The following is a 24,532-nucleotide window of genomic DNA, read 5'->3' as shown; positions in this document are numbered from 1 at the left end:
AGGGCAAGATGGCACAGATCCCCGCTACCACCAGCGAGTCAGCGACAAGCAGCAGCGCCGGACAGTTTTTGATTGTGCAGCTGCAAGAAGAGGCCTTCGGTCTGGACATTACGGTAGTGCGCGAAATCATTGCCTACGTGGCGCCAACGCCGGTCCCGATGATGCCGAATTTCGTGCTTGGCGTCATCAATTTGCGTGGGCAGGTGGTGCCAGTCATCGATATGGCACGCCGTTTCGGTCGCAAGCCAACCACCATTTATAAGCGCAGCTGCATCATTATTCTGGATTTTGTAGAAGATGAGCAACGCCAGCGTCTCGGTGTGGTTGTTGACGCGGTCAATGAAGTCATCGAGTTCTCTGCCCAGCAAATTGAGGTACCTCCACAATTCGGCACGGGACTGCGCACCGATTTTTTGCATGGAATGGGAAAAATAGAGGGTCGATTCATTGTGCTGTTAGAAATAAAAAAAGTGCTATCCATCGAAGAAATGGCGCAATTGGTAGCCCTTCGTGGCACGGAAATCGAAACGGATGACCAAACCGGCTAATTCTTCGGGTGTCACTCCCACCCTCCAGGAATATCAAAGATTGCAGCAGTTTCTGTTTTCTCAGGCCGGTATCACTTTGGGGCCGGGAAAGCAGGCCATGCTGGCCGGGCGTCTGGGAAAGCGGCTTCGGGCACTCAACCTGCCCAGTTTTTCTGCCTACCTGCAGCATCTCTCCCGGGATACCGCAGAGCGCCAGCTGGCCGTCGATCTTCTCACCACCAACGAAACCTATTTTTTTCGCGAACCCAAGCATTTTGCCTTTTTGAGCGAGGTAGCGATCCCAGAATTTCACTCCCAACAGAAAGTACGTATCTGGAGCGCTGCCTGCTCCTCGGGGGAAGAGCCTTACAGTATTGCCATGGTACTGGCGGAAAGGCGCGGCCAGCGGCCTTGGGAGGTTCTCGGCTCAGATATCAGTCAGAGCATCCTACAGAGTGCCCGTAGTGGCCAATATCCCCTCGCCCGGGCCGAGAAAATCCCGCGTCCCTATCTGCAACGCTTCTGTCTCAAAGGCATCGGCGCGCGGGAGGGAACTCTACAAATTGATGCAGCTCTACGGCAGCGCGTGCAATTTCAGCAAATCAATCTAATTACCGCGCTGGGCGGCGGGGACGATTTCGATATGATCTGGTTGCGGAACGTTCTTATTTACTTTGATACCGAGACAAAGGTAGCGGTTTGTCAAAAGTTGTTACAAAAACTTCGACCGGGCGGCTATTTTCTGGTGGGGCATTCGGAAAGCCTGCAAGGCATGATCGGTGGGCTGGACATGGTGCAGGCTGCCATCTATCGCAAGCGATGAATGCACACCGAGAGATCTTTCTGCAGCCTGGGGATTGGTACTTCGGCGGCCCAGATCTGGTGCTGCGCACTTTGTTGGGCTCCTGTATCGCCGTGACACTATGGCACCCACAGACGCACATGGGAGGCATGTGCCATTTTCTTCTGCCGCGCCGTTTTGGTACCTCGGACGGTCGCCTGGATGGCCGTTATGGGGAAGAGGCCATTGCTGCCCTGCTGCACGCGTTGCAGCAGCAGGGAAGGCGGGCAGGCGACTTTCACTGCAAGATTTTTGGTGGCGGCAACATGCTCGGCAGGTATTCGAACAAGGACTCAATGGCTGGCGACGACCCATGCACCGATGTCCCCTGTCGCAATATCCGCGCCGCCAGCACGCTTGTGCGCGATGCCGGTTTCGATCTGCAGGGCGTGCATGTTGGTGGCGAGGGTCATCGCAACCTCTCTTTTCATCTCCATTCGGGGGAGGTGCAGTTGCGTTTTGTCGGCAATGGTGCCCAGATCTGGCGGAAATCCTCGTGAATCCCATCCGCGTTTTTATTGTGGATGACTCCGCCGTGGTCCGGCAGATACTGCAGGCGGCCCTTGCCAAAGATCCCAACATTGAGGTGCAGGGAACGGCTCAGGATCCTCTCTTTGCCTGGCAGCGCATTCAGGGCCAGTGGCCTGATGTCCTGATCGTCGATATCGAGATGCCGCGCATGGACGGCATCAGCTTTCTACGCAAGATCATGGCCGAGCATCCTCTCCCGGTACTCATCTGTTCGAGTCTGGCCGAGTCGGGCAGCCAATTCGCCGTTGATGCTCTAGCCGCCGGCGCCGTGCAGATCATTACCAAGCCGCAGTCCGGCGTGCGGGAATTTTTGCAGAAGGACGCGCCGGCGATCATTCAGGCGGTCAAAACCGCGGCACGGGCGCGGGTGCGAGCACTGCCGCAAGCTGGCGCGCCAGCCACCCCCGCCAAAGCCGCGCTAAGTTCTGGCTTGCAACTGCTTGCCCAGCGCAGCACGGAAAAAGTCATCGCTATGGGTACCAGTACCGGCGGCACCCAGGCTTTGGAATTTGTCTTGCAGCGACTCCCCGCCACGCTGCCGGGCCTGGTGATCGTCCAGCATATGCCAGAAAAATTCACTGCCGCCTTTGCTGCGCGGCTGAACTCGATCAGCACCCTCGAGGTACGCGAGGCAATGGATGGCGACCGGGTGCTGAGCGGCAGGGCACTCATCGCTCCGGGTGGGAAACATATGCGTTTGGCCCGTTCTGGTGCTCAATTTATCGTACAGGTCTTCGACGCTCCGCTGGTGAAGCACCACCGGCCTTCGGTAGATGTTCTTTTTCGCTCGGTGGCCGAGGTGGCCGGGCGTAACGCCTGGGGCGTGATCATGACCGGTATGGGCGACGACGGTGCGCAAGGGCTTGCGGCCATGCATCAGGCGGGCGCGCGAACCCTGGCGCAGGACGAGGAGAGCTGCGTGGTGTTCGGTATGCCCAAGGAGGCGATTCGCCTCGGCGGCGTCGATGAAATCCTTCCCCTGGAGCGAATCCCCCACCGTTTGCAGGAGCTGACCGGAGGGGCCCATGCGCGATGACCCTGAACCTCGTTCGCTCGAGTTGGATATCAGTAGTCACGGCGATCCATTCTTGCGGCGTAGCCTGCTGGTATACGGCGCCGCGATGGCTCTCTCGCTGCTCCTCGTCATTACCACGATACTGTTTGCTTGGCAGTGGCAATCCACCATACGCCGAGAGACCGCCGCCCACATCGAGCAGCGCGCCAAGGACAATCTCAACCGCATGAGCGATCTGTTGGGAGTGATGCTCCAGGTCCATGCCCGTGCGTTGATCACCCCCAGTAGCCTGGACCCAGCAGCCCAAGTGGCGGCCTTACGCCTGCAACAACATGCAAGCCCCTACCTGCATGACTCCGCGTGCGCAGGTCTGGGCAAGCCGCTCCATGCCACCCTGAAGGATTGCGTGCCGCGAGGCTCTGGCCTGCGCCCCGACGTGGTCTGCGAGCTCGACCAGCCATTCCCGCGCGGCGATGGCTTCCTGGGGATCCCACTCCGGGTGCAGAATCTCCAGAACGCCCGGGCCTGTAGCGCTCAGTTACTCTTTCGTGGTCCGCCCTCGTCCAACGATTTCGTCTTCTCCCTCTACGACGGCGGGACAGCGCTGGCTACCTGGCGGCGTGGCTTCTGGGGACCGGCACAGTCCCTACCCGGATGGCGAAGCTCTGCCTTGGCAGTGAGCGACACCCCGTGGACCCTGCGTGTCTTCTGGAACAGTGCCATTCCCGCTACGACCCAGGCCACCCTACGCCGCATTTGGTGGAGCGCCGGTACCCTTGTCGTCCTCGAACTCGTCGGTGCTCTCTTGCTCTTATTCTGGCTTTACCGGCGCGACATGAGCCTGCGTTTCCGCTGGGTGCAGGAACAGTTGCGCAGCCAGATGCTCGCCGAGGCAGCCCCGCCAGAACTCTTCCGACGCCTGGTGGAGCTGAGTGTGCATGCGACCCATGCCCACCTGGCCTACGTGGCCTTGGCCGATGAGGAGCAGCGCGCCCTGCGCCTAATCGCCGTCTGCGGGGCCAACGCCTCGTTGCGCGACGCCATCCGCCAACTGCCCCTGCCCCTGGACGAGAGCATCGCGCCCTGGGGACGGGTTTTCCCGGTTCTGGCCTTTTTGCGCCGGCAACGCGTGGATCGCCACAGCCCCCACATCTCCGGCGTCTGGGCCCAGGTCTGCGAGCAGTATCCCGCCCTGCGCGGACTGCGCGAGGTGATCGTCTGGCCGCTATTACAAGGACCAAAACGACCGCCGCTTGGCGTTTTCGTTCTGGAAATCCCGCGCTTGCAACAACGACTTTTCGGGAAGGAACTGGTGGAGCGTTGGGATCAGATTGCCAATGATCTGGAGCGCTTTGCTCGCTCCAAGCTCGAAGCGGAAGAGCAGTACCGTCTCCTACACTTCGATTCACTGACCAATCTGCCCAATCGTCAGCACTTCCTGCGGCTTGCCGAGCAGGCGTTAGCCAATAGGAAAACGGGCTGGTTAGCCGTTCTTGATCTTGATTATTTCAACGAGCTAAACACCGTTCACGGGGATACCGAGACCGATCGCTGCCTCGAGGAAATCGCCAGGGAAATCCGGCAGGCCCTGCCTGCGGAAGCTCTTCTCGGCCGCATTGGTGGAGATGAATTTGCCATACTGCTCGACGCCGCCCAGACGCCTGCCGCTGCCAGCCGTCAAATCGCCGCAGCTATCACCAGGGCAGGACAACAGGTTCTGGGCAGCCACCTGACCGCTTCTCTGGGTTGGGCGCAAAGTTCTGAGAATGTCGCGCCGGTTTCAGAGCTCTTCCATCAAGCCAGCGAGGCTCTCGCGCAAGCGAAACTGGATGGGCGCAACACTTGGCGGGAGTATGAAGGTTTCGTCCGTAATCGTGCCGCCCGTCGTTTGCACGTGCATCGTTACTTCGAGGGCGCCATCGAGGGTGGCGAGCTGGCCTTCTTCCTGCAACCCAAGGGTGATCTTCTGCAGCATCGCGTTAACGGTTGCGAAATGCTGGTCCGCTGGCGCAAACCCGAGGGCGGCTGGCTTGGGCCGGGGAAGTTTATGCCCTATGTGGAGGAGAACCCGCGCCTGATCCGTATCTTGGGTCGCCATGCCCTGAGCGAGGCCTGTCGGCTGCGCCAGGAAGTGGACCGCTACGGTTTGCGGGATTGGTCCATCTCTCTGAACATCGGTGCGCGCCACTTTCTGGCTCCGGAATTCATTGATGATCTTCGGGAAATTTGTCCCGACGGCGAGGGACTGGTCCTAGAGCTGACCGAGACCAGTGGCATTTTGGGACGAGGTCCCATTCGTCCGGTCATGGAGCGTTGCCGGGAACTGGGCTATCAATTGTCCATGGACGATTTCGGGACCGGATATTCTTCTCTGCTTTCTGTCGCTCAGCTCCCCTTCGACGAGCTCAAGCTGGACCAGAGGTTCATTCGCCAATTTCGCCATGAGCTTGCAAACTTCAGTGTCGCTGGTGCCGCCCAGTTGCTCAGTCGCCTGACCGGCATACGTCTGGTGGCTGAGGGCATTGCCGCCCCCGAAGAGTTGCGCCTCTGGCATGCCATGGGTGGGCGCTATCTCCAGGGCTATCTCCTCGCGCCACCCTTGCCAGAATCGGCCTTCTTCACCTGGTACCACTGGCTGATGCCGACCCTGCTCCACGGCAGCCCGCCAGTCGCGCTGCGCGATCTGGACATTCTTTGGGAGCAACAGCGACTGTTATCCCCACGGAAGGTGTGACAACGCAAGACAGTCCTGGCCGCCTCTGGCTGTGGCGCGAATGCGGGCCGCAAAATGACAACGGCCCCACCCGGGGCCGCTACGAGGCGCATTGGGGATGCTTCAGTCTGCCAAGGCGAGCATGAGCTGGTTCAGGCGTGCGACAAAGCTCGCGGGATCCTCCAGCTGTCCGCCTTCCGCCAGAATCGCCTGATCGAGGAGGAGCGCAGACCATTCGCCAAAGCGGGTTTCATCCGTCTCCTTTTCGATGCGCGCCAGCATGGGGTGCTGAGGATTGATCTCCAGGGTCGGCTTACTGCTGGGTAGCTCGTGCCCGGCCTGCTTGAGTAGTTGTTGCATGTAGAGCGCCATGTCGCGCTCGCCGAGGACGATGCAGGAGGGAGAGCTGGTAAGACGATGAGAAACCCGCACCGCCTCGACGCGGTCCCCCAGGGCGGTCTTGATCCGCTCGACCAATCCCTCGGCGGCCTTCTCGCTTTCTTCCTGCGCTTTCTTTTCCTCTTCGCTTTCGATGGCGCCGAGATCCAGGTCACCCTTGGCGGCAGAAACTAGGGATTTGCCCTCGAATTCGTGCAGGTGGCTGGTGAGCCACTCATCTACTCGGTCGCTGAGGAGCAGAACTTCGATGCCTTTCTTACGTAGGACTTCGAGTTGTGGGCTATTCTTGGCGGCGAGGAAGGAATCGGCAGTGATGTAGTAGATCTTGTCCTGCCCTTCCTTCATCCGTCCGACATACTCGGCCAGAGAGACGTTTTGCGCCTCGGTATCGCTATGAGTGCTGGCAAAGCGCAGGAGTTTGGCGATCTGCTCGCGGTTGCTGAAGTCCTCGCCTGGGCCCTCTTTCAATACTCGCCCGAATTCGTTCCAGAACTTCTGATATTTTTCTGGATCTTTTTCGGCGATCTCCTCCAGCAGCCCCAAAATGCGTTTGGTGGCCCCGGAGCGCATCTGTTCGATGCTGCGATTACCCTGCAGAATTTCCCGGGAAACGTTCAGGGGCAAATCGCTGGAGTCGATCACGCCGCGCACGAAGCGCAGGTAACGCGGCAGGAGCTGCTCGGCGTCGTCCATGATGAAGACGCGCTGCACATAGAGTTTGATGCCATGCGTTTGCTTCTGGTCCCAGAGATCGAAGGGCGCCTTGCTCGGGATGTATAAGAGGGAAGTGTATTCCAGCCTACCCTCGACGCGATTGTGCACCCAAGCTAGGGGCTCGCCAAAATCGTGGCTGACGTGTTGGTAGAATTCCTTGTACTCCTCCTCGCTGATCTCGGACTTGGGGCGCTGCCAGAGGGCCGAAGCCTTGTTGACGGTTTCCCATTCTTCGCTCGGCTTGCCGTCCTCGCCGAGCTTGCGCATACGGATGGGTAGGGGAATGTGGTCCGAGTATTTGCTAATGATGGAGCGCAGGCGCCAGGAGTTGAGTAGGTCCGTGCGCTCGTCTTCGCGGATGTGGAGAATGATTTCCGTACCGCGGGCCGGCAGCTCGACCGTTTCCAGAGTGTAGACGCCGGTACCATCGGATTCCCAGCGTACCCCATGCTGGGGCTCCATGCCGGCGCGGCGGGTATTCAGGGTGACGCGCTCGGCGACGATGAAAGCGGAATAGAAGCCGACGCCAAACTGCCCGATGAGTTGCGCATCCTTTGCCTGATCGCCGCTGAGGCGCTGGAAGAACTCCCGGGTACCAGACTTGGCGATGGTACCGATGTTGGCGATGACTTCGTCGCGACTCATGCCGATGCCATTGTCGCGGATGGTGATGGTGTGGGCTTCTGGATCGAAGTCTACGTCTACCCGCAGGTCGCCGCTCCCTTCCAGTAGTGCCGGATCGGACAAGGCCTCAAAGCGGAGCTTGTCACAGGCGTCGGAGGCATTGGAGAGCAACTCGCGGAGGAAGATCTCCTTATTGGAATAGAGCGAGTGAATCATCAGTTGTAGAAGCTGATTGACTTCGGTCTGGAACTGCATCGTTTCTTTTGGTGCTGCCATGTCTTCTCCTGAAATTTCACCCTACGCCATACTGGCCTTCGCCGGCGAAGATTGGGATGCCTTGCGAAAAAATCAAGGGTAAGGGTGCAGGGCTGCTGATGCACTGTCTTGGTGCAAGCAGGAAGAAGGAAGTTTCTAACCCTTTGTTTTTCCGTCTTGGATAATATGGCCCGCTTTTTGCTCAAGGGAAATCGTCCATTTTGGGGACGATTTGACCTTACAATCAAATAGATAGTCTAAGGAGCGTATATGATACGAAAGGGAGCCTTGGGGTGGCGTCACTTGCTGCCTCAGTCAGTTTTCTCGCCAGTCCCTGGGCCATGGCCGATACGGCCACCCCCTTCAAGGGAGGCGATACCGCCTGGATGCTGACCTCGACCGCCTTGGTGTTGTTGATGACGATTCCCGGTCTGGCGCTGTTTTACGGTGGCATGGTGCGACGCAAAAACATTCTTGCCACTGCGGCGCAAAGCTTTGCGGTGACCGCGCTCGTTTCCGTACTGTGGATGTTCTTCGGGTATTCTCTGGCCTTCACGCCCGGCAATGCCTTTATTGGTGGCACCAGCCGCTTTTTCCTGCACGGCCTCGGCCTGGATAGCGTGAATGCGCTGGCACCGACCATCCCGGAATCGGTCTATATGACCTTTCAGATGACCTTCGCCATCATCACCCCCGCGCTCATTGTTGGTGCCTTTGCCGAGCGCATGAAATTCTCGGCGCTGCTGTGCTTTACCGGCCTGTGGTCGCTGCTGGTCTACGCGCCCATCGCCCACATGGTTTGGGGGCCTGGCGGTTGGTTGGGGAGCGACGGCGTGCTCGATTATGCCGGTGGCACCGTGGTGCACATCAACGCCGGTATCGCTGGCCTGGTGGCCGCCCTGATGATTGGCAAGCGCGTGGGTTACAAACACGACAACATGCACCCCGCCAACCTGCTCTTCACCCTGATGGGCGCGGCGATGCTTTGGGTTGGCTGGTTTGGCTTCAACGCCGGCTCGGCAGTAGCTGCCAGTGACCGTGCGGGTATGGCCATGGCGGTAACGCAGATTGCGACAGCTGCTGCTGCTCTGGCCTGGATGTTTGTGGAGTGGTGGGCGCGCGGCAAGCCGACGGTACTGGGCATGAGCTCCGGTGCGGTCGCCGGCTTGGTGGCGATCACCCCGGCCTCCGGCTTTGTCGGCCCCATGGGTTCGCTGTGGATTGGCATTGCCGCGGGTGTGGGTTGCTTCTGGGCCTCGGTCTACGTCAAGAACTGGCTCAACTACGATGATTCGCTGGATGCCTTTGGTGTCCATGCGGTGGGCGGGATCATCGGCGCCCTATTGACTGGAGTCTTCGCGGTCGCAGCCATTGGTGGCACGGCGGGCGTTCTCGAAGGCAATCTCCACCAGTTGTGGACGCAGGCAACTGGCGTGGGCATCACCATAGGCTACGATGCGGTGGTCAGTTGGATTCTCCTGAAGATCATCGACTGGGTCGTTGGCCTGCGGGTAAGTGAAGAAGCTGAGCGCGAAGGTTTAGACGTCACCCAGCACGGCGAGCAAATCTACATGTGACAATCGTCGACTGATCTAAGCATGGCCTCGGCGTCGATCGCGAGGCCATCGCCCAAACTGGTGCGCGTTATTGGGCTTTATGCCCTAAAAAGGTGCAAATAGCCTACGGCAAATGCCAAATTTCGTCAGAATTTTCGGGCACGATTTCTGCCTAGACTCTTGCGCAACACCACAATCTCGTATTTGGAGCGTATACAATGAACAGCAAGAATTTTTCTGTGAAAAAACCCCTTCCCCTCTTCGCGTTGGCGCTGAGTGGTATCCTCGCTGGCGAGGAAGCCCAGGCAGCGCCACTGAGCCTGCCGGCTCCCCTGCATTTTTCGGCAGGGCCATTGGGGACGCTCAACGCGCAAGGCGTGGCGAGTGCCTATGGTATGTGGCAGGACAATGCCTTCGCTGGGTCCGGAACACCCGCGAACAAGAACGCTTCGGCGGATATCAGCAATGGCATGGTCATCGTGTCTAAAAATAGCGGACTAATTCAATTTTTGGTACAAGCTGGAGCGTATAATATTATCACGCTTGGTAGTCCTTTTGCTTCAACAGGAAGTTATGTGAATGGCAGCTTTGGGGCCTTGCCGATAGCCTATCTTCAGTTTTCTCCCAGCGACGAATTCAACATCCAGATCGGCAAATTGTATACCCTAACGGGCGATGAATACACCTTCAGCTACCAAAACTGGAATATCCAGAGAGGACTTTTGTGGGGGCAGGAAAACGCCATTGTCAAGGGTGTTCAGTTGAATTACAAGAGTGGGCCGATCACGGCCGCCGTCTCTTGGAATGATGGGTTTTACTCCAACCGGTTCAATTGGTTGAGCGGTCTTCTTGCTTTTGCCATCAATGCGAAAAACAGTGTGTTCGTTCAGGCGGATGGAAATTTGGGTCATACCTACTACGTTCATGAACCATTGGCAACTGCACCATTACAGAATAATCAGAAAATTTACGACCTCGGTTATACTTATGCTGGTGACAAGCTTGGTCTGACTGGCTACGTGCAGTTCTCGCAAGTGCCGGGTTCTGCCATTGCGGCCCTGCATGCCGGTTCAAAAACCACCAGCACCATCGGCGCTGCGGTACTGGCCGACTATAGCTTTACGGACACCGTGTCCCTGGCAGGACGGGTGGAGTACATCAGCAACTCGGGCACAGCGACCGATGGATCCGCCAACCTGACGGGCTTTGGGCCTGGCTCCCACGCCTGGTCGCTCACCGTCACGCCCACCTATCAGCAGGGGGGCTTCTTTGCCCGTGCTGAGCTCGCTTACGTAAATGCCAGTATGGCGGCAGACACGGGGATTTTTGGCAAAAGTGGTCTGAATCAGAGTCAGGTGCGCGGGATGCTCGAAACCGGGTTCATGTTCTAGAGATCGGCCCACCCCTCGGGCGCGGAGAGAGGATCCCGCGCCCTTTCCTTTTTTCGGGCTTCCCTAGCGGCGCCAACTACGCGAGAATCAGGCCAGATATACCGCATGACAGAAGAGGACTGCTCGATGACCTATTGCTTGGCCATCCATGTCGAAGCCGGCTTGGTGTTTTGCTCCGATTCCCGGACCAATGCCGGCACCGATCATGTCAATACCTATTCCAAGATGCACGAGTTCGTGCTGCCTGGGCAACGCTTCTTCTGTTTGCTCTCGTCCGGGAATCTGGCCACCACCCAAGTGGTAGTGCAGCGGCTGCGACAGGATCTGGAGACGCCTTCGGCGCAGAACCTCTGGTCGGTACCCAGTTTGGCGGCTGCCGCGGATTACGTCGGTTGGCTCAGCGCTGATGTGCAGCGGGTGCAGGCGGGTCGGGATACCGCCAACACGGTCTTCGAGGCGAGTTTTATTCTTGGCGGGCAGATTGCTGGCGACGCCCCCGGCATCTATCTGATCTACCCCCAGGGCAATTACATCCACGAGTCGGCCGACCACCCTTTCTTGCAGATCGGCGAGATCAAATACGGCAAGCCGATCCTGGACCGTGTCGTGCAACCCGCCCTGTCCCTTGAAGCGGCGGCCCGTTGCGCCCTGGTGTCCATGAATTCGACCATTCGCAGTAATCTGACCGTTGGTCCGCCCATTGAACTGGGGATCTACCGGACGGACAGCCTGCAGCTTGGGGAGTGTTTGAGCTTGCTCGACGACGACCCCTTTTACAAAGCCATTGCCGATGGCTGGAGTGCCGGCTTGGCGCGTGCTCTGGAGGAATTGCCCCGTTTTCCCTGGGAGGATGGTGCATCATCATAGTGCAGCGACCGCAGGCCGCGGCGGCGTGATTGCGCTAGTTTGGTGCATTCCGGCAGATGCACAGGTCAGCAGCTTGTGAAAGTAAGCGGCACGCCCCTTGCTAGATGATTTCGAGGGGTATCCAAAGGTGGTATCCCCACGACGGAGCAGGGCCCGCAAGGGAGTCAGGCGATGCAAAAGATACTGTATGCGTACCCGGAAGGAAGTTCGTACGATGAGCTGTTGACCGCCGCGGGAAGGCCGCGTGCCGTCGCCAAGGCGTTGCTCGAGCACTTTGAAAGGCTTGGGTCTGAGGCGCTGCGGCAACGTCAGGAGACCGCAGATGCGGCCATTCGTGCGATGGGTATCACTTTTACCGTCTACAGTGAGGCGGGCAATATCGATCGCTCCTGGCCTTTCGACATCGTGCCGCGAACCCTGTCGGCGCGTGAGTGGACGCAGATTGAAGCTGGACTGCGGCAGCGTGTCCGGGCCCTCAACCACTTCATCGATGACATCTACAACGAACAGCGGGTGCTCGACGACAAGATTTTCCCACGCGAAGTTCTCGAAGGCTCGCGCAATTTCCGCACTGCCTGCCAAGGTGTGCACCCGCGCTTTGGCGCCTGGGCCAATATCTGTGGCTCGGATCTGGTGCGTGACGCGGACGGCACGGTGTATGTGCTGGAAGACAACCTGCGCGTGCCCTCGGGGGTTTCCTACATGCTGGAAAACCGCGCGATCATGAAACGGCTCTTCCCCGAGATTTTCGCGATGTGTTCGATCCTGCCCGTAGATGACTACCCGGCGCAGTTGGCGAGCATGCTTGCCGATCTCAGCCCCCGGCCGAGCGACAAGCCGGTGATCGCGGTACTGACTCCCGGGATTTACAACTCTGCCTACTTCGAGCACAGCTACCTCGCCCAGCAAATGGGCGCCTATCTGGCCGAGGGGTCGGACTTTCTGGTCGATGGCGAAGATCGGGTATTTCTGCGCACCATTTCAGGTCTATTGCAGGTGGATGTGATCTACCGTCGCGTGGACGATGATTTTCTCGATCCCGAGGTGTTTCGCGATGATTCCGTCATTGGCATTCCAGGACTGATGCGCGCCTGGAAGCGCGGTACCGTAGCGATCGCCAACGCCCCCGGAACCGGGGTTGCTGATGACAAGGTGGTCTATGCCTTTGTGCCCGATTTCATTCGCTATTACCTGAAAGAAGAGCCGATCTTGCCCAATGTCCCGACGTACCTATGCATGCGGGAGGCGGATCGGGAATATGTGCTCGCGCATCTCGACGAATTGGTGGTCAAGCCCGCCAACGAGTCGGGTGGCTATGGCATGCTCATTGGCCCGCGTGCTTCTGAGGAGGAGCGGCAGCGTTTTGCCGAACGAATTCGCGAAGATCCTCGCAATTATATCGCCCAACCCACCCTGTCTCTGTCCACTGCACCCACCCTGATTGGCGATCATCTGGAACCGCGCCATCTGGATTTGCGGCCCTTCATTTTGCAGGCCAAGGACAGCTATGTGACTACCGGGGGGCTGACCCGCGTGGCCATGAATGCCGGATCCCTGGTCGTAAACAGCTCCCAGGGAGGCGGCAGTAAGGATACTTGGATTGTCGAGGAGGATGCCTGATGCTCTCGCGTGTAGCTGAAAACCTGTACTGGATGGCCCGTTATCTGGAACGCGCCGAGGACCTGGGGCGCTTCATCAACTCTGCGACCCTGCTGCTGCTCGATTTACCTTTGGGGACTCGCTTTGGCTGGGACATCCTCCTGCAAATCACCGGCGAAGCACGGCGCTTTCAACAGCACTATGGCCAGCCGAGCGAAAAGGCGATCATGCGTTTTCTGATCGCCGACAGTCGCAATCCCAGCTCCCTGCTATCCTGTGTGCATCAGGCGCGGGAGAATTGTCGTACCTTTCGCGATCTCTTGCCCGGGGAATTCTGGGAGCGAATCAATTCCATCTTCCTCTATGTGCAGGACGGATTGGAGAAGGAGAATATTGCCGAAGACCGGCGGGCACGCCTCGAATTCCTCGAGAACGTCATCGCTCGTCGGCATGCCCTGGTGGGCCTGCTGGTAGGCAGCATGAGTCAGAATGCGGCGTACCAGTTTATCAAGCTTGGGCGCAATATCGAGCGTGCCGATATGGGATCGCGCATCGTCGATGTCGTCAGTGCGGTGATTCCCCCGGAGGATCAGGGGGTGCGTCGGACGGTCTATCAGAGCCTTTGGGTGGGCGTGCTGCGTGCCATGAGCGCACTGGAAATGTATCGGCAGCACGTTGGGGTGCAGGTGCGTTCGACCCGCGCGGTCGAGTTCCTCTTGCGCGACAGCAAATGCCCGCGTAGTTTACGCAGCTGCTTGGCGGATATGGAATTGGCACTGGCCTATCTCCCCAATGCTGGCGTGCCCGCAGAGGCCTTGCGCCGCACCCGCCGCCGCCTCGATCAACTGCAAATCAAAGAGTTGACGCCGGCGGTCTTGCATGAGTACCTCGATCAGGTACAGAAGGATCTGGGGGTATTGCATAACAGCATCGAGAATGCCTACTTCCGGGTGCGCGAAGCGAACGATCCTTATCCCCATCCCTCATCGCAACGCATCGCACTGCAAGCCTAGCGGGGACCACCATGGCCATACAGGTAGCTCTGTCGCACGTCACCGAGTACCGTTTCGACCGTCGGGTGGCCATGGCTCCGCACATCGTCCGCCTGCGTCCGGCGCCACACTGTCGTACCCCCATTCTCGCCTATTCCCTGCAGATCGAGCCGAAGTCCCATTTTCTCCACTGGCAGCAAGACCCGTTTGGCAATTATCTCGCCCGCCTGACCTTTCCCGATCCTGCAAGCCACCTCCGGGTAGCGGTGGAACTCATTGCCGAGATGGTCGCCATCAATCCCTTTGACTTCTTCTTGGAAGAGGCGGCGGAGAAATACCCGTTCCAATATGACGCCGAGACCCTGGGCTCCCTGCGTCCGTACCTGGAATGCGAGAGTGCCGGTCCTCGGCTGCAGGAATGGCTGGCAGAAGTCCCGCGTGCACCGCAACCGACGGTCAATTTTTTGGTGGAGCTCAACCAGCGCCTGCAGCGGGATATTGGCTATCGTATCCGCATGGAACCCGGAATACAGGACTGCGATGAGACCCTGAGTCTCGCCTCGGGCTCGTGTCGCGACAGTGCCTGGTTATTGGTGCAGATTCTGCGGCATCTCGGTCTTGCGGCACGCTTTGTGTCGGGGTATCTGGTGCAGCTGGTTGCCGATGAGAAGCCCATCGAGGGGCCGGCGGGGCCGAGCGCCGACTTTACCGACCTGCATGCCTGGGCCGAGGTCTATCTGCCGGGCGCGGGTTGGGTTGGGCTCGATCCCACCTCCGGACTCTTTGCTGGAGAAGGGCACATTCCCTTGGCCTGTACCCCGAAACCCAGCGATGCCGCGCCCATCACGGGTGCCATCGATCCTTGCGAAGTCGAATTTTCGTTTCGCAATGAAGTGCGACGTATCCATGAGGATCCGCGCGTCACCCTGCCTTACGATGAACCGACATGGGCGGATATCAATGCCTTGGGCCACAAGGTGGACGCCGATTTGCGGCGGCTGGACGTACGCCTGACGCAAGGTGGAGAGCCCACCTTTGTGGCGGTGGATGACATGGATGCGCCAGAGTGGAATACCGCCGCCCTCGGACGCGTCAAACGCGAACGGGCGGAGCAATTGTTGCGGCGCCTGGCGACCCAGTTTGCTCCCGGCGCTCTTTTTCACACCGGACAGGGCAAATGGTATCCTGGCGAACCGCTGCCGCGCTGGGCGCTGAGCTGTTATTGGCGCAGCGATGGCGTTGCGATCTGGCGCCAGGCGCGGTATCAGTGGCAGCCGGGGGCGCCGTCCGCTGCCTTGCCGGCGGATGCCGAGCGCTTTGCTACGAAGCTTACCCAGCGTCTGGGACTGGCGGAAGACTGCTTGAGTCCGGCCTACGAAGACCCTCTCTACCAGCTCTGGCGTGAGGCGCAGCAGCCCAACGATGTCGACTGGTTACAGGTGGAAGGGCTCGACGATCCGGCCGCGCGCAGCGAACTGGCCATTGCCCTGTCACGGGGTCTGCGCGTCCCGGTGGGCTTCGTTCTGCCACTTTCCTGGGATTGGCGCAAGGGCATCTGGCACAGTGCCCCCTGGGAGTTTCGTCGGGGCGCGTTGTTCCTGTTGCCCGGAAACTCTCCCCTGGGCTTGCGCCTGCCGTTGTCCGGACTGCCCTGGACGGCCGAGCGTGAGATTCAGCCCGAACTCGACCCCTTTGCCGAGCGACCAACGTTATCCGCCGATATACATGGAGAAGTCGAGGCCCGTTATTCCACCTGGACCCAGAGACAGGCACGACAACCGGCGCCTGCGGATCTGGACTCGCCCAACAAAGTATGGGTGGAGGTGCCGCACACCGCTCTCGCCGTCGAATGGCGCGAGGGTGGCCTGAATGTCTTCTTGCCGCCCTTGGCGGTGCTGGAACATTATCTCGATCTGATCGCTGCGATCGAGGGTACGGCGGCCGAGCTCGATGTGCCGGTACGCATCGAGGGATATCCACCGCCCAAAGATGCACGGTTGCGCAGTTTTGCGGTAACCCCGGATCCCGGCGTCATCGAGGTCAACATCCATCCTTCGACGAGCTGGGAGGAGTTGCGGGACAAGACCGAGCGCTTGTATGCCGAGGCCAGGATGTGCCGTCTGGGCGCAGAAAAATTCATGCTCGATGGGCGGCATACCGGCACGGGTGGCGGCAATCACATGACCCTCGGCGCCGCTTGGCCGGAAGACAGCCCATTCCTGCGCCGCCCCGATCTCCTGGGCTCCATGCTGCGCTATTGGCAGAATCATCCGACCCTGTCCTATTTTTTTAGTGGCCTCTTCATTGGCCCCACTTCGCAGGCGCCGCGGGTGGATGAAGGGCGCGACACCGCGCTCTATGAACTGGAGATTGCCCTGTCGCAACTGCCGCAGGGAGAAAATCTGGCGCCTTGGCGGGTGGATCGACTGCTGCGCAATTTTCTCGTGGACCTCACCGGCAATACACACCGCGCCGAGTTTTGCATCGACAAGTTGTATTCCCCGGATTCCGCCAGCGGGCGCCTGGGGCTCTTGGAGTTGCGCGCCTTTGAAATGCCCCCGCATCCACGCATGGCGCTCTTGCAGAGTCTCTTGGTGCGGGCGCTGGTGGCGCGTTTCTGGCAAACTCCGTATCGTGGTCACCTGCAGCGCTGGGGCACCAGCCTGTACGACCGCTGGATGCTTCCCCACTACCTCTGGGAAGACCTGCGCGAGATCTGCACGGAGTTGCAGGAATCTTCCTACCCCCTGGCCCTGGAGTGGTTTGCGCCTTTTCTCGAATTCCGTTTTCCGGTGTTGGGGAGGGTGCGCATTCGCGCTGTGGAAATCGAGTTGCGGATGGCCCTGGAGCCTTGGCCGGTGCTGGGCGAGGAGGCGACGGGGCAGGGCACGGCGCGCTTCGTCGATGCCTCGGTGGAGCGTCTGCAGGTGCGCGTGACTGGAATGGCCAGCGCACGCTATGTGCTGGTCTGCAACGGCTGTCGAGTGCCGCTGCGCGCCACCGGTACCCAAGGCGAGGCAGTGGCGGGGGTACGCTACCGCGCCTGGCAGCCGGTTTCGGCATTGCATCCCGAGCTTCCTACGGATGTACCCCTGGTCTTCGACTTGATCGATACTTGGAATGGCCGGTCCATCGGCGGCTGTACCTACCGGGTCTCGCACCCGGGCGGACGCAACCATGAACGTTTCCCAGTCAACAGCTATGAGGCTGAAGGACGCCGAATCGTACGTTTCGAGCCGATGGGCTTTACCCATGGGCCCCTCCAGCCGCCGCCGGAACGTGGCGGCCTGCGGGAATTCTATCCTCATGGTAACCCTCCAGGTCCCCTACAACCCCCAGCGGAAAACCCTAACCCCGACTATCCCTGCACTCTCGACTTGCGCCGCACACGCTAGGTATTAGGTAACACATGGGTTGTTGTTCATTTTGTTTGCGTGGATGGCGAGCCAGACCGGGAAAGGTTTTGCCGACGTTGTTCGGTGAGGATGCGCTCTGCTTTCGCACCGAAATAGACATAGACCGCCAAGGCAGCCAGTAGCATTGCGGTGGCGAGCAGTAGTAGAACGGCCAGCCAGAGCTCCTCGGGGTGATCAAGGGCAAATTTGAAGACCAGCATCAGCCCCTCGATGGAAACCGCGATGGCAATGGCAGCGATGAAGCGCGTCAGGGTACGGCGAGTGCTGCTGTGGCGACGCACATCTTTGCGCAACAGCACCTCTTCCTCGAGTATGGTTTTGGCGAGGTCAAAGACGGCCAGCGCCAAGGTGAAGAGGATGGTAGCCTGGAATGGCGTGGTGAAGTCGCTCAGAGGACTTTGCCAGTGCCAGAGACCGCGGAGCGCGACGAAGCCATGCAGGCCCAACGATGCACTCACCAATAGCAGGCCGCACGAAAAGAGTGCATAAAATGCCTTGAAAAAGGGCTCGAAGCTGCGCCTGGTATCGTCTTCCTGGAGTAGTGAGAGGGCGCGATCGAGTTCGCTGTCACCTACCAACACGCCCAACAACTCGCCCGTGTTGCTGTAAATGGGGATAGCCACGGTGACACAGAAACGGCTGGTGGCCAGGGACAGATAAGGCTCTGTGACGATGGGACCGTTTGCGCTGCGTGCCAGCCGAAAGTAGGGACGATGGCTGCGATCGACGCCGTCGCCGCCGCGGGCTCCGCGCAGCCGTCGACAGACGACATTGTCACCGAGCTGAACCCCCTGCGCATCAAGAAGATAGAGAAGATCGAGAAAACCATGACGGTGCATGACATGCGCCAGGATCCGCCTTCGTGTGGCGGCAGAGTGCTGAAACAGATGGGGGCTGGCAATGCTCTCGACTGCGCCAACCATGAGCATGTGAAGCTCCCGCTGTGACTCGTGGAATTGCTCAAAGCGATTCATGGCCCGGATCTCCCTGGGAGGGTACCGGTAGGCCAAGCAAGCTCCGCGCCGAAATCTGGCACGCTAACTGCTAAGTGAATAGTGATCATAGTCATGGTCACTCCTCCTCGAATGTCTCGGCGGCCTTGGCCGCCTTTTTTATTGGCGAAATGGCATAGGCAGCTATGCCTTCCGTTTGCGTGTTGCACTATACTGGTGCGATGCCGCCCAGAGACTGCGCAAAAATGGAGAAACTCCTTGGCATAGGCTTTGCACTATTCCGGCAAAGACAACATGGGATATTCACGTGATTCCGATCAAACGTTCGAAGAAGAAGGCGGTAGTCCCAGATCCGCTGGCCATCTTGGATGGTCTCGATGCCGCAGTGTTGCTGTTGTCTGCCGGGAATGAGATTGAGTACCTAAACTCTAGCGCGGAAAATTTGCTACGGGTGAGCGCAACTGTTTGTCAGGGAAAGGACCTGGAGTCTTTCTGCAGTACGCTAGAAGCGGAAAGCCTGCAAAGTATCTTGAGTGACGCTCGCCGGGCTGGCACCATGGTCAGCCGTCATGCCGTGCCGTTGCGCGTGGCCGACGGCAGTCGGGCAGTCGTCGACCTGCTGTGCAGTGGTCTGAGCACGGGCAGCTCGTGGGTACTGGAGCTGCGCCTGGTGGAGGCCTCGCTGCGGCGGGCGGAAGAAGAAATGCAGGACAAGGTCTTCGAAGCCGCGCAGGAGATGCTCGCTGGTCTGGCTCACGAAATCAAGAATCCGTTGGGCGGATTGCGCGGTGCCGCGCAGCTTCTCGAGCGCGAACTGCCTACCCCCGAGCTGCAGGAGTACACCCGCATCATCCTCCATGAAGTGGATCGCCTGCGGCGTCTGGTCGACCGACTGCGCGGGGACAAAAGCCAACCGCAAAGGCGCATGGTCAACATCCACGAGGTTCTCGAACATGTGCGGCGGCTGCTGCAGGTCAATTTGCCCACCGGCGTCGCCTTGCGCTTCGATTATGATCTCTCCATTCCCGAATTTGAGGCGGACCCCGAACAGCTGGTGCAGGTGTTTCTGAATCTGTTACGCAATGCCCGCCAGGCCCTTGCCGGACAGGGAACGATCCTGATCCGTACGCGGGTGGAGCGCTTCGTGAATCTGCAGCAGCATCTCTATCGCTTGGTACTACGTGTGGATGTCAGCGATGATGGCCCCGGAATTCCGGAAGACCTGATGCCGCGCATTTTTCTGCCGTTGGTGACCAGTCGGGCGGAAGGAATGGGCATGGGTCTGGCCATCGTGCAGAACCTCGTGCGCGCCCACGGGGGGACGGTACATTGTCGTTCGCAACCGGGAGAGACGATATTTTCGGTACGCCTGCCACTGCCTGATGGGAGATTTGCATGAATTCCGCTGTGTGGGTGATCGATGATGATCCTTCGATTCGCTGGGTCCTGGAGAAGGCGCTGCAAAAAGCCGAAATTCCTGTCCGCAGCTTTGCCGATGCGGATCTCGCCTTACGCGCCATGGGACGCGAACGTCCGGGGGCGGTGGTCAGCGACCTGCGCATGCCAGGCCTGGATGGATTGGGCTTTTTGCGAGAAATTCAGCAGCGCCATCCGCAGCTTCCCGTCATCATCATTACCGCCCACTCCGATCTGGAAAACGCGGTAGCGGCCTTCCAGGGCGGCGCCTTCGAGTACCTGGCCAAGCCTTTCGACATCGATGATGCCGTGTCTTTGGTGCAACGCGCCCTCACGGTGGAGGGTCAGCAGGCGGTAAAAGAGGAAGCAGGCTTTGATCGCCGGGATTCAGAAATCATAGGTGAGTCGCCAGCCATGCAGGAGGTCTACCGCGCTATCGGTCGGCTCTCCCGTTCCAGCATCAATGTGCTGATTCTGGGTGAATCCGGCTCGGGCAAAGAACTCGTGGCCCGGGCATTGCACCGACATAGCCCTCGGGCCGACGGCCCGTTCGTCGCCATCAATACGGCAGCTATCCCCGCCGAGTTGCTAGAGTCCGAACTGTTCGGCCATGAAAAGGGCGCTTTTACCGGGGCGTTAGCGGCGCGGAAAGGCCGTTTTGAACAGGCAGCCGGTGGCACCCTGTTTCTGGACGAGATCGGTGACATGCCTGCAGCCTTGCAGACCCGACTGTTGCGGGTACTTTCCGATGGCACCTTCTATCGCGTGGGCGGCCATGCCCCCATCCGTGCCGACGTGCGGATTCTAGCGGCAACTCATCAGGATCTGCAGGCGAAAGTGCGCGATGGCAGTTTCCGCGAAGATCTCTATCATCGCCTCAACGTGATCTCCGTTCATATCCCGCCACTGCGGGAGCGACGCTCTGACATTCCGCGTCTGGCGCGTTACTTTTTGCATCGGGCGGCGGAGAGTCTGGGGGTGGAAGGCAAGACACTCAGCCCGGAGGCCGAAGCGCGTATGGCTGGCTGGTCCTGGCCGGGCAATGTGCGCCAGCTCGAAAACAGCTGCCGCTGGATCACCGTGATGGCACCCAGCCAGCGGGTCGAATTGGGAGATTTGCCACCCGAATTGTTGCCTGCGGGTGCTGCGGAGGATGAGGATGTTGGCATGCCTTCCAGTTCCCCGACAGCGGATGAAGGAGAAAGGAAGGCTTCCGGCGATTGGCGCAGTTTGCTGCGCCAAGAGGCTGCAGCGCGCCTACAGGATGGCGACAATGCCGTGCTCGACGCGCTATTGCCGGATTTCGAGCGGGTACTGCTGCAGGCGGCGTTGGATGCCAGCCATGGCCACAAGCAGTTGGCAGCGGAGCGCCTGGGTTGGGGCCGCAATACCATCGCCCGCAAGATGCGCTCTCTCGGTATGGAATAACGTCGTTTACGAAAAAAGCCCGGGCGAACCCGGGCCAATGACGACGGAGGTTGAAACGCAAATCAAAGGCTGTAGTACATCTGATATTCGACGGGGTGGGTGGTGACGCGCAGGGCCTGGACTTCGGCCCACTTGACCTCGAGGTAGCCTTGCAACCAGTCGGGGGTGAAGACCCCGCCTTTCATCAGGAACTCATGGTCGGCCTCGAGGGCACGCAGGGCCTCTTCCAGGGACGCTGCTACACCGGGAATCTTCTCCTGCTCTTCGGCGGGCAGGTCGTAAAGGTTCTTGTCCATGGCATCGCCGGGATGGATCTTGTTCTGAATCCCATCCAGGCCCGCCATCATCATCGCACTGAAGGCGAGATACGGATTGGCCGTGGAGTCCGGGAACCGCACTTCGATCCGCCGCGCCTTCGGATTGCTCACATAGGGGATGCGAATCGAGGCAGAACGGTTCTTCGCCGAGTAGGCCAGCAAGACCGGGGCCTCGAAGTGGGGCACCAGACGCTTGTAGCTGTTGGTGCTAGGGTTGGTAAGGGCGTTCAGAGCCTTGGCGTGCTTGATGATGCCGCCAATGTAGTAGAGCGCCAGCTCCGACAGGCCGCCGTAAAGGTCGCCGGTGAAGAGGTTCTTGCCGTCCTTGGCCAGGGACTGGTGCACGTGCATGCCGCTACCGTTGTCCCCCACGATGGGCTTGGGCATGAAGGTCGCCGTCTGCCCGTAGGCCGCCGCGACGTTCTGCACCACATACTTGAGGATTTGCACCTCGTCGGCCTTGCGGGTGAGGGAATTGAAGCCGACACCGATCTCATGCTGCCCGGCGGTGGCGACTTCGTGGTGATGCACCTCAACCTTCAATCCCATTTCCTCAAGGGCTAGACACATGGCCGAGCGCAGGTCCTGGGCGGAATCCACCGGTGGCACCGGGAAGTAACCGCCCTTGACGCCAGGACGATGGCCCATGTTGCCGGACTCGTATTCCTTGCCGGAATTCCACGCTGCCTCTTCGGCATCGACCTTGTAGCTGCAGCCGCTCATGTCGATGTGCCAGGTGACGGAGTCGAAGACGAAGAATTCGTTCTCAGGGCCGAAGTAGGCGGTGTCGGCAATGCCGGTACTCTTCAGGTAGGCCTCGGCGCGCTTGGCCACGGAGCGGGGATCGCGCTCGTAGCCCTGGCCGGTGGCCGGCTCGACCACGTCGCAGCGAATATTGAGGGTGACTTCGTCGGTAAAGGGATCGAGTACCGCCGAGTCCGACTCGGGCATCAGGATCATGTCGGACTCGTTGATGCCTTTCCAACCGGTGATGGAGGAACCATCAAACATCTTGCCTTCGATGAAGGTCTTTTCTTCGAGGGTATGGGCCGGCACCGAAACGTGCTGCTCCTTGCCCTTGGTGTCGGTAAAACGAAAATCAATGAACTTGACATCTTTTTCGGTGATTAGTTGTAGAACATCCGTTGGGGTCATACCCATGTGCTGCACTCCTCGCTTTTGCTGAAAACGCTAGCAACGGGAATGCAGGTTACGTGCCACGATGATTCCAGCCAAAACGCGGAACATGAGCACTGAAAGTGCACTAATATGGTGCGACGCGCATTCATCCTGCATCATAGTAGTGCATTAGACCCGGGTGGCATCCCGCTTGCCCCGGTCAATATTTTGTAATCAACAGAAATATAAAGATATTTGTCTGTGGCACGGATTCTGCAACACGGCATTCGCTTTTTTACCACCTACGAGGACAACCGCCATGAAAAAAACTTGGATACTCTCCGCCGCCGTAGTTACGGTCCTGGTCGCGCCCATGGCTGAGGCTTCATTGAATCTACCGAGTCCGACGAAGTCCGTGCCGGACCGCTGGGCAAAATTGGCGTGCAGGGTGTAGCTGGTGCCATGGGCTTCTGGCAGGACAATCCGCGGGACGTGGCTGGCACTTTCGGGGCCAAGTATGCAGGTGCTACCATCACCAATGGTTCCGTAATTGTGCAGAAAAGCTCGGGCCTTCTGCAATTCTATGCCCAGGCCGGTGTCTACAGCTTCCCTGCTGTAGCGGCTTCGCTCACTGGCGCTAATCCCACGAGCACCATAAACGATTTCGGTGCTCTGCCCATCGCCTATGTGAAAATCGCACCCAGTAGTGATTTTTCCATGGAGATCGGCAAACTTCCTACCCTGATTGGCGCCGAGAGTGGCTTCACTTATCAAAACATCAATATTGAACGCGGCCTGCTCTGGGATATGGAGCCAATCATCAGCCGCGGCATTCAATTCAACGCCAGCGCTGGACCGCTGAGCGCCTCCCTGTCCTGGAACGATGGTTGTTATTCCAATCGCTGTAACGTTCTAAGCGGATTGCTGACCTATACCATCAACAGTGCCAACACCTTGGCATTTTATGCCGATGGTCCTCTCGGAAAAGTGCGAGAATCAGCGCCTAATATTGCTGCCTATAGCGCTTACGGTACGGCCAGCCAAATCTACGGTCTAATGTACACGTACAGTTCCGGACCGTGGACCATCGAACCCTATTTTCACTACATGATCACGTCTAAATCGACTCGTCTGGGAATCAACAAGAGCTTTGATAACTATGGCGGGTCTTTGTTGGTCAATTACGCCGTCGACTCCGATATCTCTCTTGCTGGCCGGGTAGAATACCTGGCCGTCGGTGGGGTACCGGGAGAAGGTCTGGAGAGCATTGCTTCCTCTCTGACTGACCTTCCCGATGACTCCCATGCGTGGTCATTGACGGTTATACCCACTAACAATCTGGCGACTTCTTTGCCCGTGCGGAACTCTCTTACGTTACCGCCTCAACACCTACGGGCACCGGATTTGCGGGCCAGAGTGGTCTGGCCACCAGTCAGGTGCGCGGCGGGATGGTCGAGACCGGCTTTCTTTTCTGATGGCAATCACAAGGGGGTAGAGGTATGAAACTGGTCACGGCGATTATCAAGCCGTTCAAACTGGATGATGTACGGGAGGCGCTCTCGGAAGTCGGTATTCAGGGCTTGACGGTGACGGAAGTCAAAGGGTTCGGGCGGCAAAAGGGTCACACGGAACTGTATCGTGGCGCCGAATATGTGGTCGATTTTCTGCCCAAGGTAAAAATCGAGACAGTGATCAAGGACGAATTCGTCGACATTGCCATCGAAGCGATCTCCAAGGGTGCGAAGACCGGAAAAATCGGCGACGGAAAGATTTTTGTCTCCGAAGTAACCCAGGCAATCCGCATCCGCACCGGAGAGAGCGGTGATGAGGCCCTGTAGTCCAGCTCACTGATAAAGGTA

The 24,532-nt window shown here is 59.0% G+C and carries 18 protein-coding genes; 15 read left to right on the top strand and 3 right to left on the bottom strand.

All coding sequences use genetic code 11. The annotated features are described in order from the left end of the window. The first annotated feature begins 8 nt into the window (after positions 1-8). The 5 genes from ORD17_RS01175 to ORD17_RS01155 are packed head-to-tail and all read left to right on the top strand — an operon-like array spanning position 9 to position 5,648. Positions 9-548 (top strand): chemotaxis protein CheW, encoded by a 540-nt coding sequence (locus ORD17_RS01175; protein ID WP_308389100.1) that lies wholly within the window; start codon positions 9-11, stop codon positions 546-548. Then, positions 532-1,350 carry a protein-glutamate O-methyltransferase CheR gene (locus ORD17_RS01170; protein ID WP_308389099.1) on the top strand — a complete coding sequence of 273 codons (819 nt, stop codon included), beginning with the start codon at positions 532-534 and terminating at the stop codon, positions 1,348-1,350. The genes ORD17_RS01175 and ORD17_RS01170 overlap by 17 nt, the downstream gene beginning before the upstream one ends. Further along, entirely contained in the window at positions 1,347-1,868 is a 522-nt protein-coding gene (locus ORD17_RS01165) for a chemotaxis protein CheD (RefSeq protein ID WP_308389098.1), read from the top strand. The genes ORD17_RS01170 and ORD17_RS01165 overlap by 4 nt, the downstream gene beginning before the upstream one ends. After that, a complete protein-coding gene (locus ORD17_RS01160; RefSeq protein WP_308389097.1) occupies positions 1,865-2,935 on the top strand; it encodes a chemotaxis response regulator protein-glutamate methylesterase in 1,071 nt (356 codons plus the stop codon). Before ORD17_RS01165 ends, ORD17_RS01160 begins: the two co-directional genes overlap by 4 nt. Next, positions 2,925-5,648 (top strand): bifunctional diguanylate cyclase/phosphodiesterase, encoded by a 2,724-nt coding sequence (locus tag ORD17_RS01155; protein WP_308389096.1) that lies wholly within the window; start codon positions 2,925-2,927, stop codon positions 5,646-5,648. The genes ORD17_RS01160 and ORD17_RS01155 overlap by 11 nt, the downstream gene beginning before the upstream one ends. Before the next feature lie 102 nt (positions 5,649-5,750). Here the strand turns inward: ORD17_RS01155 and htpG are convergent, their stop codons facing one another. Then, positions 5,751-7,640, bottom strand: coding sequence for a molecular chaperone HtpG (gene htpG, locus ORD17_RS01150; RefSeq protein WP_308389095.1), 1,890 nt, complete (start codon positions 7,638-7,640; stop codon positions 5,751-5,753). Between the two features lie 272 nt (positions 7,641-7,912). Here htpG and ORD17_RS01145 point away from each other — a divergent pair, with 272 nt between their 5' ends. The 6 genes from ORD17_RS01145 (at position 7,913) to ORD17_RS01120 (ending at position 17,419) form a co-directional block, all read left to right on the top strand. Then, positions 7,913-9,196 (top strand): ammonium transporter, encoded by a 1,284-nt coding sequence (locus tag ORD17_RS01145; RefSeq protein WP_308389094.1) that lies wholly within the window; start codon positions 7,913-7,915, stop codon positions 9,194-9,196. Between the two features lie 197 nt (positions 9,197-9,393). Next, positions 9,394-10,566 (top strand): outer membrane beta-barrel protein, encoded by a 1,173-nt coding sequence (locus ORD17_RS01140; RefSeq protein ID WP_308389093.1) that lies wholly within the window; start codon positions 9,394-9,396, stop codon positions 10,564-10,566. Positions 10,567-10,692: 126 nt separating this feature from the next. Then, entirely contained in the window at positions 10,693-11,433 is a 741-nt protein-coding gene (locus ORD17_RS01135) for a peptidase (RefSeq protein WP_308389092.1), read from the top strand. A gap of 171 nt (positions 11,434-11,604) precedes the next feature. After that, positions 11,605-13,053, top strand: coding sequence for a circularly permuted type 2 ATP-grasp protein (locus ORD17_RS01130; RefSeq protein ID WP_308389091.1), 1,449 nt, complete (start codon positions 11,605-11,607; stop codon positions 13,051-13,053). Beyond that, positions 13,053-14,045, top strand: coding sequence for an alpha-E domain-containing protein (locus ORD17_RS01125; RefSeq protein ID WP_308389090.1), 993 nt, complete (start codon positions 13,053-13,055; stop codon positions 14,043-14,045). Before ORD17_RS01130 ends, ORD17_RS01125 begins: the two co-directional genes overlap by 1 nt. A gap of 11 nt (positions 14,046-14,056) precedes the next feature. After that, positions 14,057-17,419: a transglutaminase family protein gene (locus ORD17_RS01120; protein ID WP_308389089.1), complete on the top strand. Its 3,363-nt coding sequence runs from the start codon at positions 14,057-14,059 to the stop codon at positions 17,417-17,419. Positions 17,420-17,445: 26 nt separating this feature from the next. Here ORD17_RS01120 and ORD17_RS01115 read toward each other — a convergent pair whose 3' ends face one another. Further along, positions 17,446-18,414: a PDC sensor domain-containing protein gene (locus ORD17_RS01115; protein WP_308389088.1), complete on the bottom strand. Its 969-nt coding sequence runs from the start codon at positions 18,412-18,414 to the stop codon at positions 17,446-17,448. 286 nt (positions 18,415-18,700) lie between these two features. Between ORD17_RS01115 and glnL the strand changes: the two genes are divergently transcribed. Next, positions 18,701-19,792, top strand: coding sequence for a nitrogen regulation protein NR(II) (gene glnL, locus ORD17_RS01110; protein ID WP_308389087.1), 1,092 nt, complete (start codon positions 18,701-18,703; stop codon positions 19,790-19,792). Then, a complete protein-coding gene (gene ntrC / locus ORD17_RS01105; RefSeq protein ID WP_374693418.1) occupies positions 19,783-21,237 on the top strand; it encodes a nitrogen regulation protein NR(I) in 1,455 nt (484 codons plus the stop codon). Before glnL ends, ntrC begins: the two co-directional genes overlap by 10 nt. A 62-nt stretch (positions 21,238-21,299) precedes the next feature. Here the strand turns inward: ntrC and glnA are convergent, their stop codons facing one another. Continuing rightward, complete coding sequence (glnA, locus tag ORD17_RS01100) at positions 21,300-22,715, bottom strand: glutamate--ammonia ligase (protein ID WP_308389085.1); 1,416 nt, start codon at positions 22,713-22,715, stop codon at positions 21,300-21,302. A 399-nt stretch (positions 22,716-23,114) separates the two neighbouring features. Here glnA and ORD17_RS01095 point away from each other — a divergent pair, with 399 nt between their 5' ends. Next, the gene (locus tag ORD17_RS01095) at positions 23,115-24,176 is read left to right on the top strand and encodes an outer membrane beta-barrel protein (RefSeq protein WP_308389084.1); all 1,062 of its coding nucleotides are present in this window, start codon (positions 23,115-23,117) and stop codon (positions 24,174-24,176) included. Further along, positions 24,173-24,511 (top strand): P-II family nitrogen regulator, encoded by a 339-nt coding sequence (gene glnK, locus ORD17_RS01090; RefSeq protein WP_308389083.1) that lies wholly within the window; start codon positions 24,173-24,175, stop codon positions 24,509-24,511. Before ORD17_RS01095 ends, glnK begins: the two co-directional genes overlap by 4 nt. Positions 24,512-24,532 lie beyond the last annotated feature (21 nt).

It is taken from the genome of Acidithiobacillus sp. AMEEHan, from assembly GCF_030996345.1.
Lineage (GTDB): Bacteria > Pseudomonadota > Gammaproteobacteria > Acidithiobacillales > Acidithiobacillaceae > Igneacidithiobacillus.
Note: the sequence above shows the minus strand (reverse complement) of the source record. Positions and strands in the feature narration are given on the sequence as shown.

Coding starts and splice junctions, on each gene's coding strand:
- htpG (WP_308389095.1), bottom strand. CDS start 7,640: ATGGCAGCACCAAAAGAAACGATGCAGTTCCAGACCGAAGTCAATCAG.
- ORD17_RS01175 (WP_308389100.1), top strand. CDS start 9: ATGGCACAGATCCCCGCTACCACCAGCGAGTCAGCGACAAGCAGCAGC.
- ORD17_RS01155 (WP_308389096.1), top strand. CDS start 2,925: ATGCGCGATGACCCTGAACCTCGTTCGCTCGAGTTGGATATCAGTAGT.
- ORD17_RS01125 (WP_308389090.1), top strand. CDS start 13,053: ATGCTCTCGCGTGTAGCTGAAAACCTGTACTGGATGGCCCGTTATCTG.
- ORD17_RS01135 (WP_308389092.1), top strand. CDS start 10,693: ATGACCTATTGCTTGGCCATCCATGTCGAAGCCGGCTTGGTGTTTTGC.
- ORD17_RS01140 (WP_308389093.1), top strand. CDS start 9,394: ATGAACAGCAAGAATTTTTCTGTGAAAAAACCCCTTCCCCTCTTCGCG.
- ORD17_RS01130 (WP_308389091.1), top strand. CDS start 11,605: ATGCAAAAGATACTGTATGCGTACCCGGAAGGAAGTTCGTACGATGAG.
- glnA (WP_308389085.1), bottom strand. CDS start 22,715: ATGGGTATGACCCCAACGGATGTTCTACAACTAATCACCGAAAAAGAT.
- ORD17_RS01120 (WP_308389089.1), top strand. CDS start 14,057: ATGGCCATACAGGTAGCTCTGTCGCACGTCACCGAGTACCGTTTCGAC.
- ORD17_RS01115 (WP_308389088.1), bottom strand. CDS start 18,414: ATGAATCGCTTTGAGCAATTCCACGAGTCACAGCGGGAGCTTCACATG.
- glnK (WP_308389083.1), top strand. CDS start 24,173: ATGAAACTGGTCACGGCGATTATCAAGCCGTTCAAACTGGATGATGTA.
- ORD17_RS01170 (WP_308389099.1), top strand. CDS start 532: ATGACCAAACCGGCTAATTCTTCGGGTGTCACTCCCACCCTCCAGGAA.
- ORD17_RS01165 (WP_308389098.1), top strand. CDS start 1,347: ATGAATGCACACCGAGAGATCTTTCTGCAGCCTGGGGATTGGTACTTC.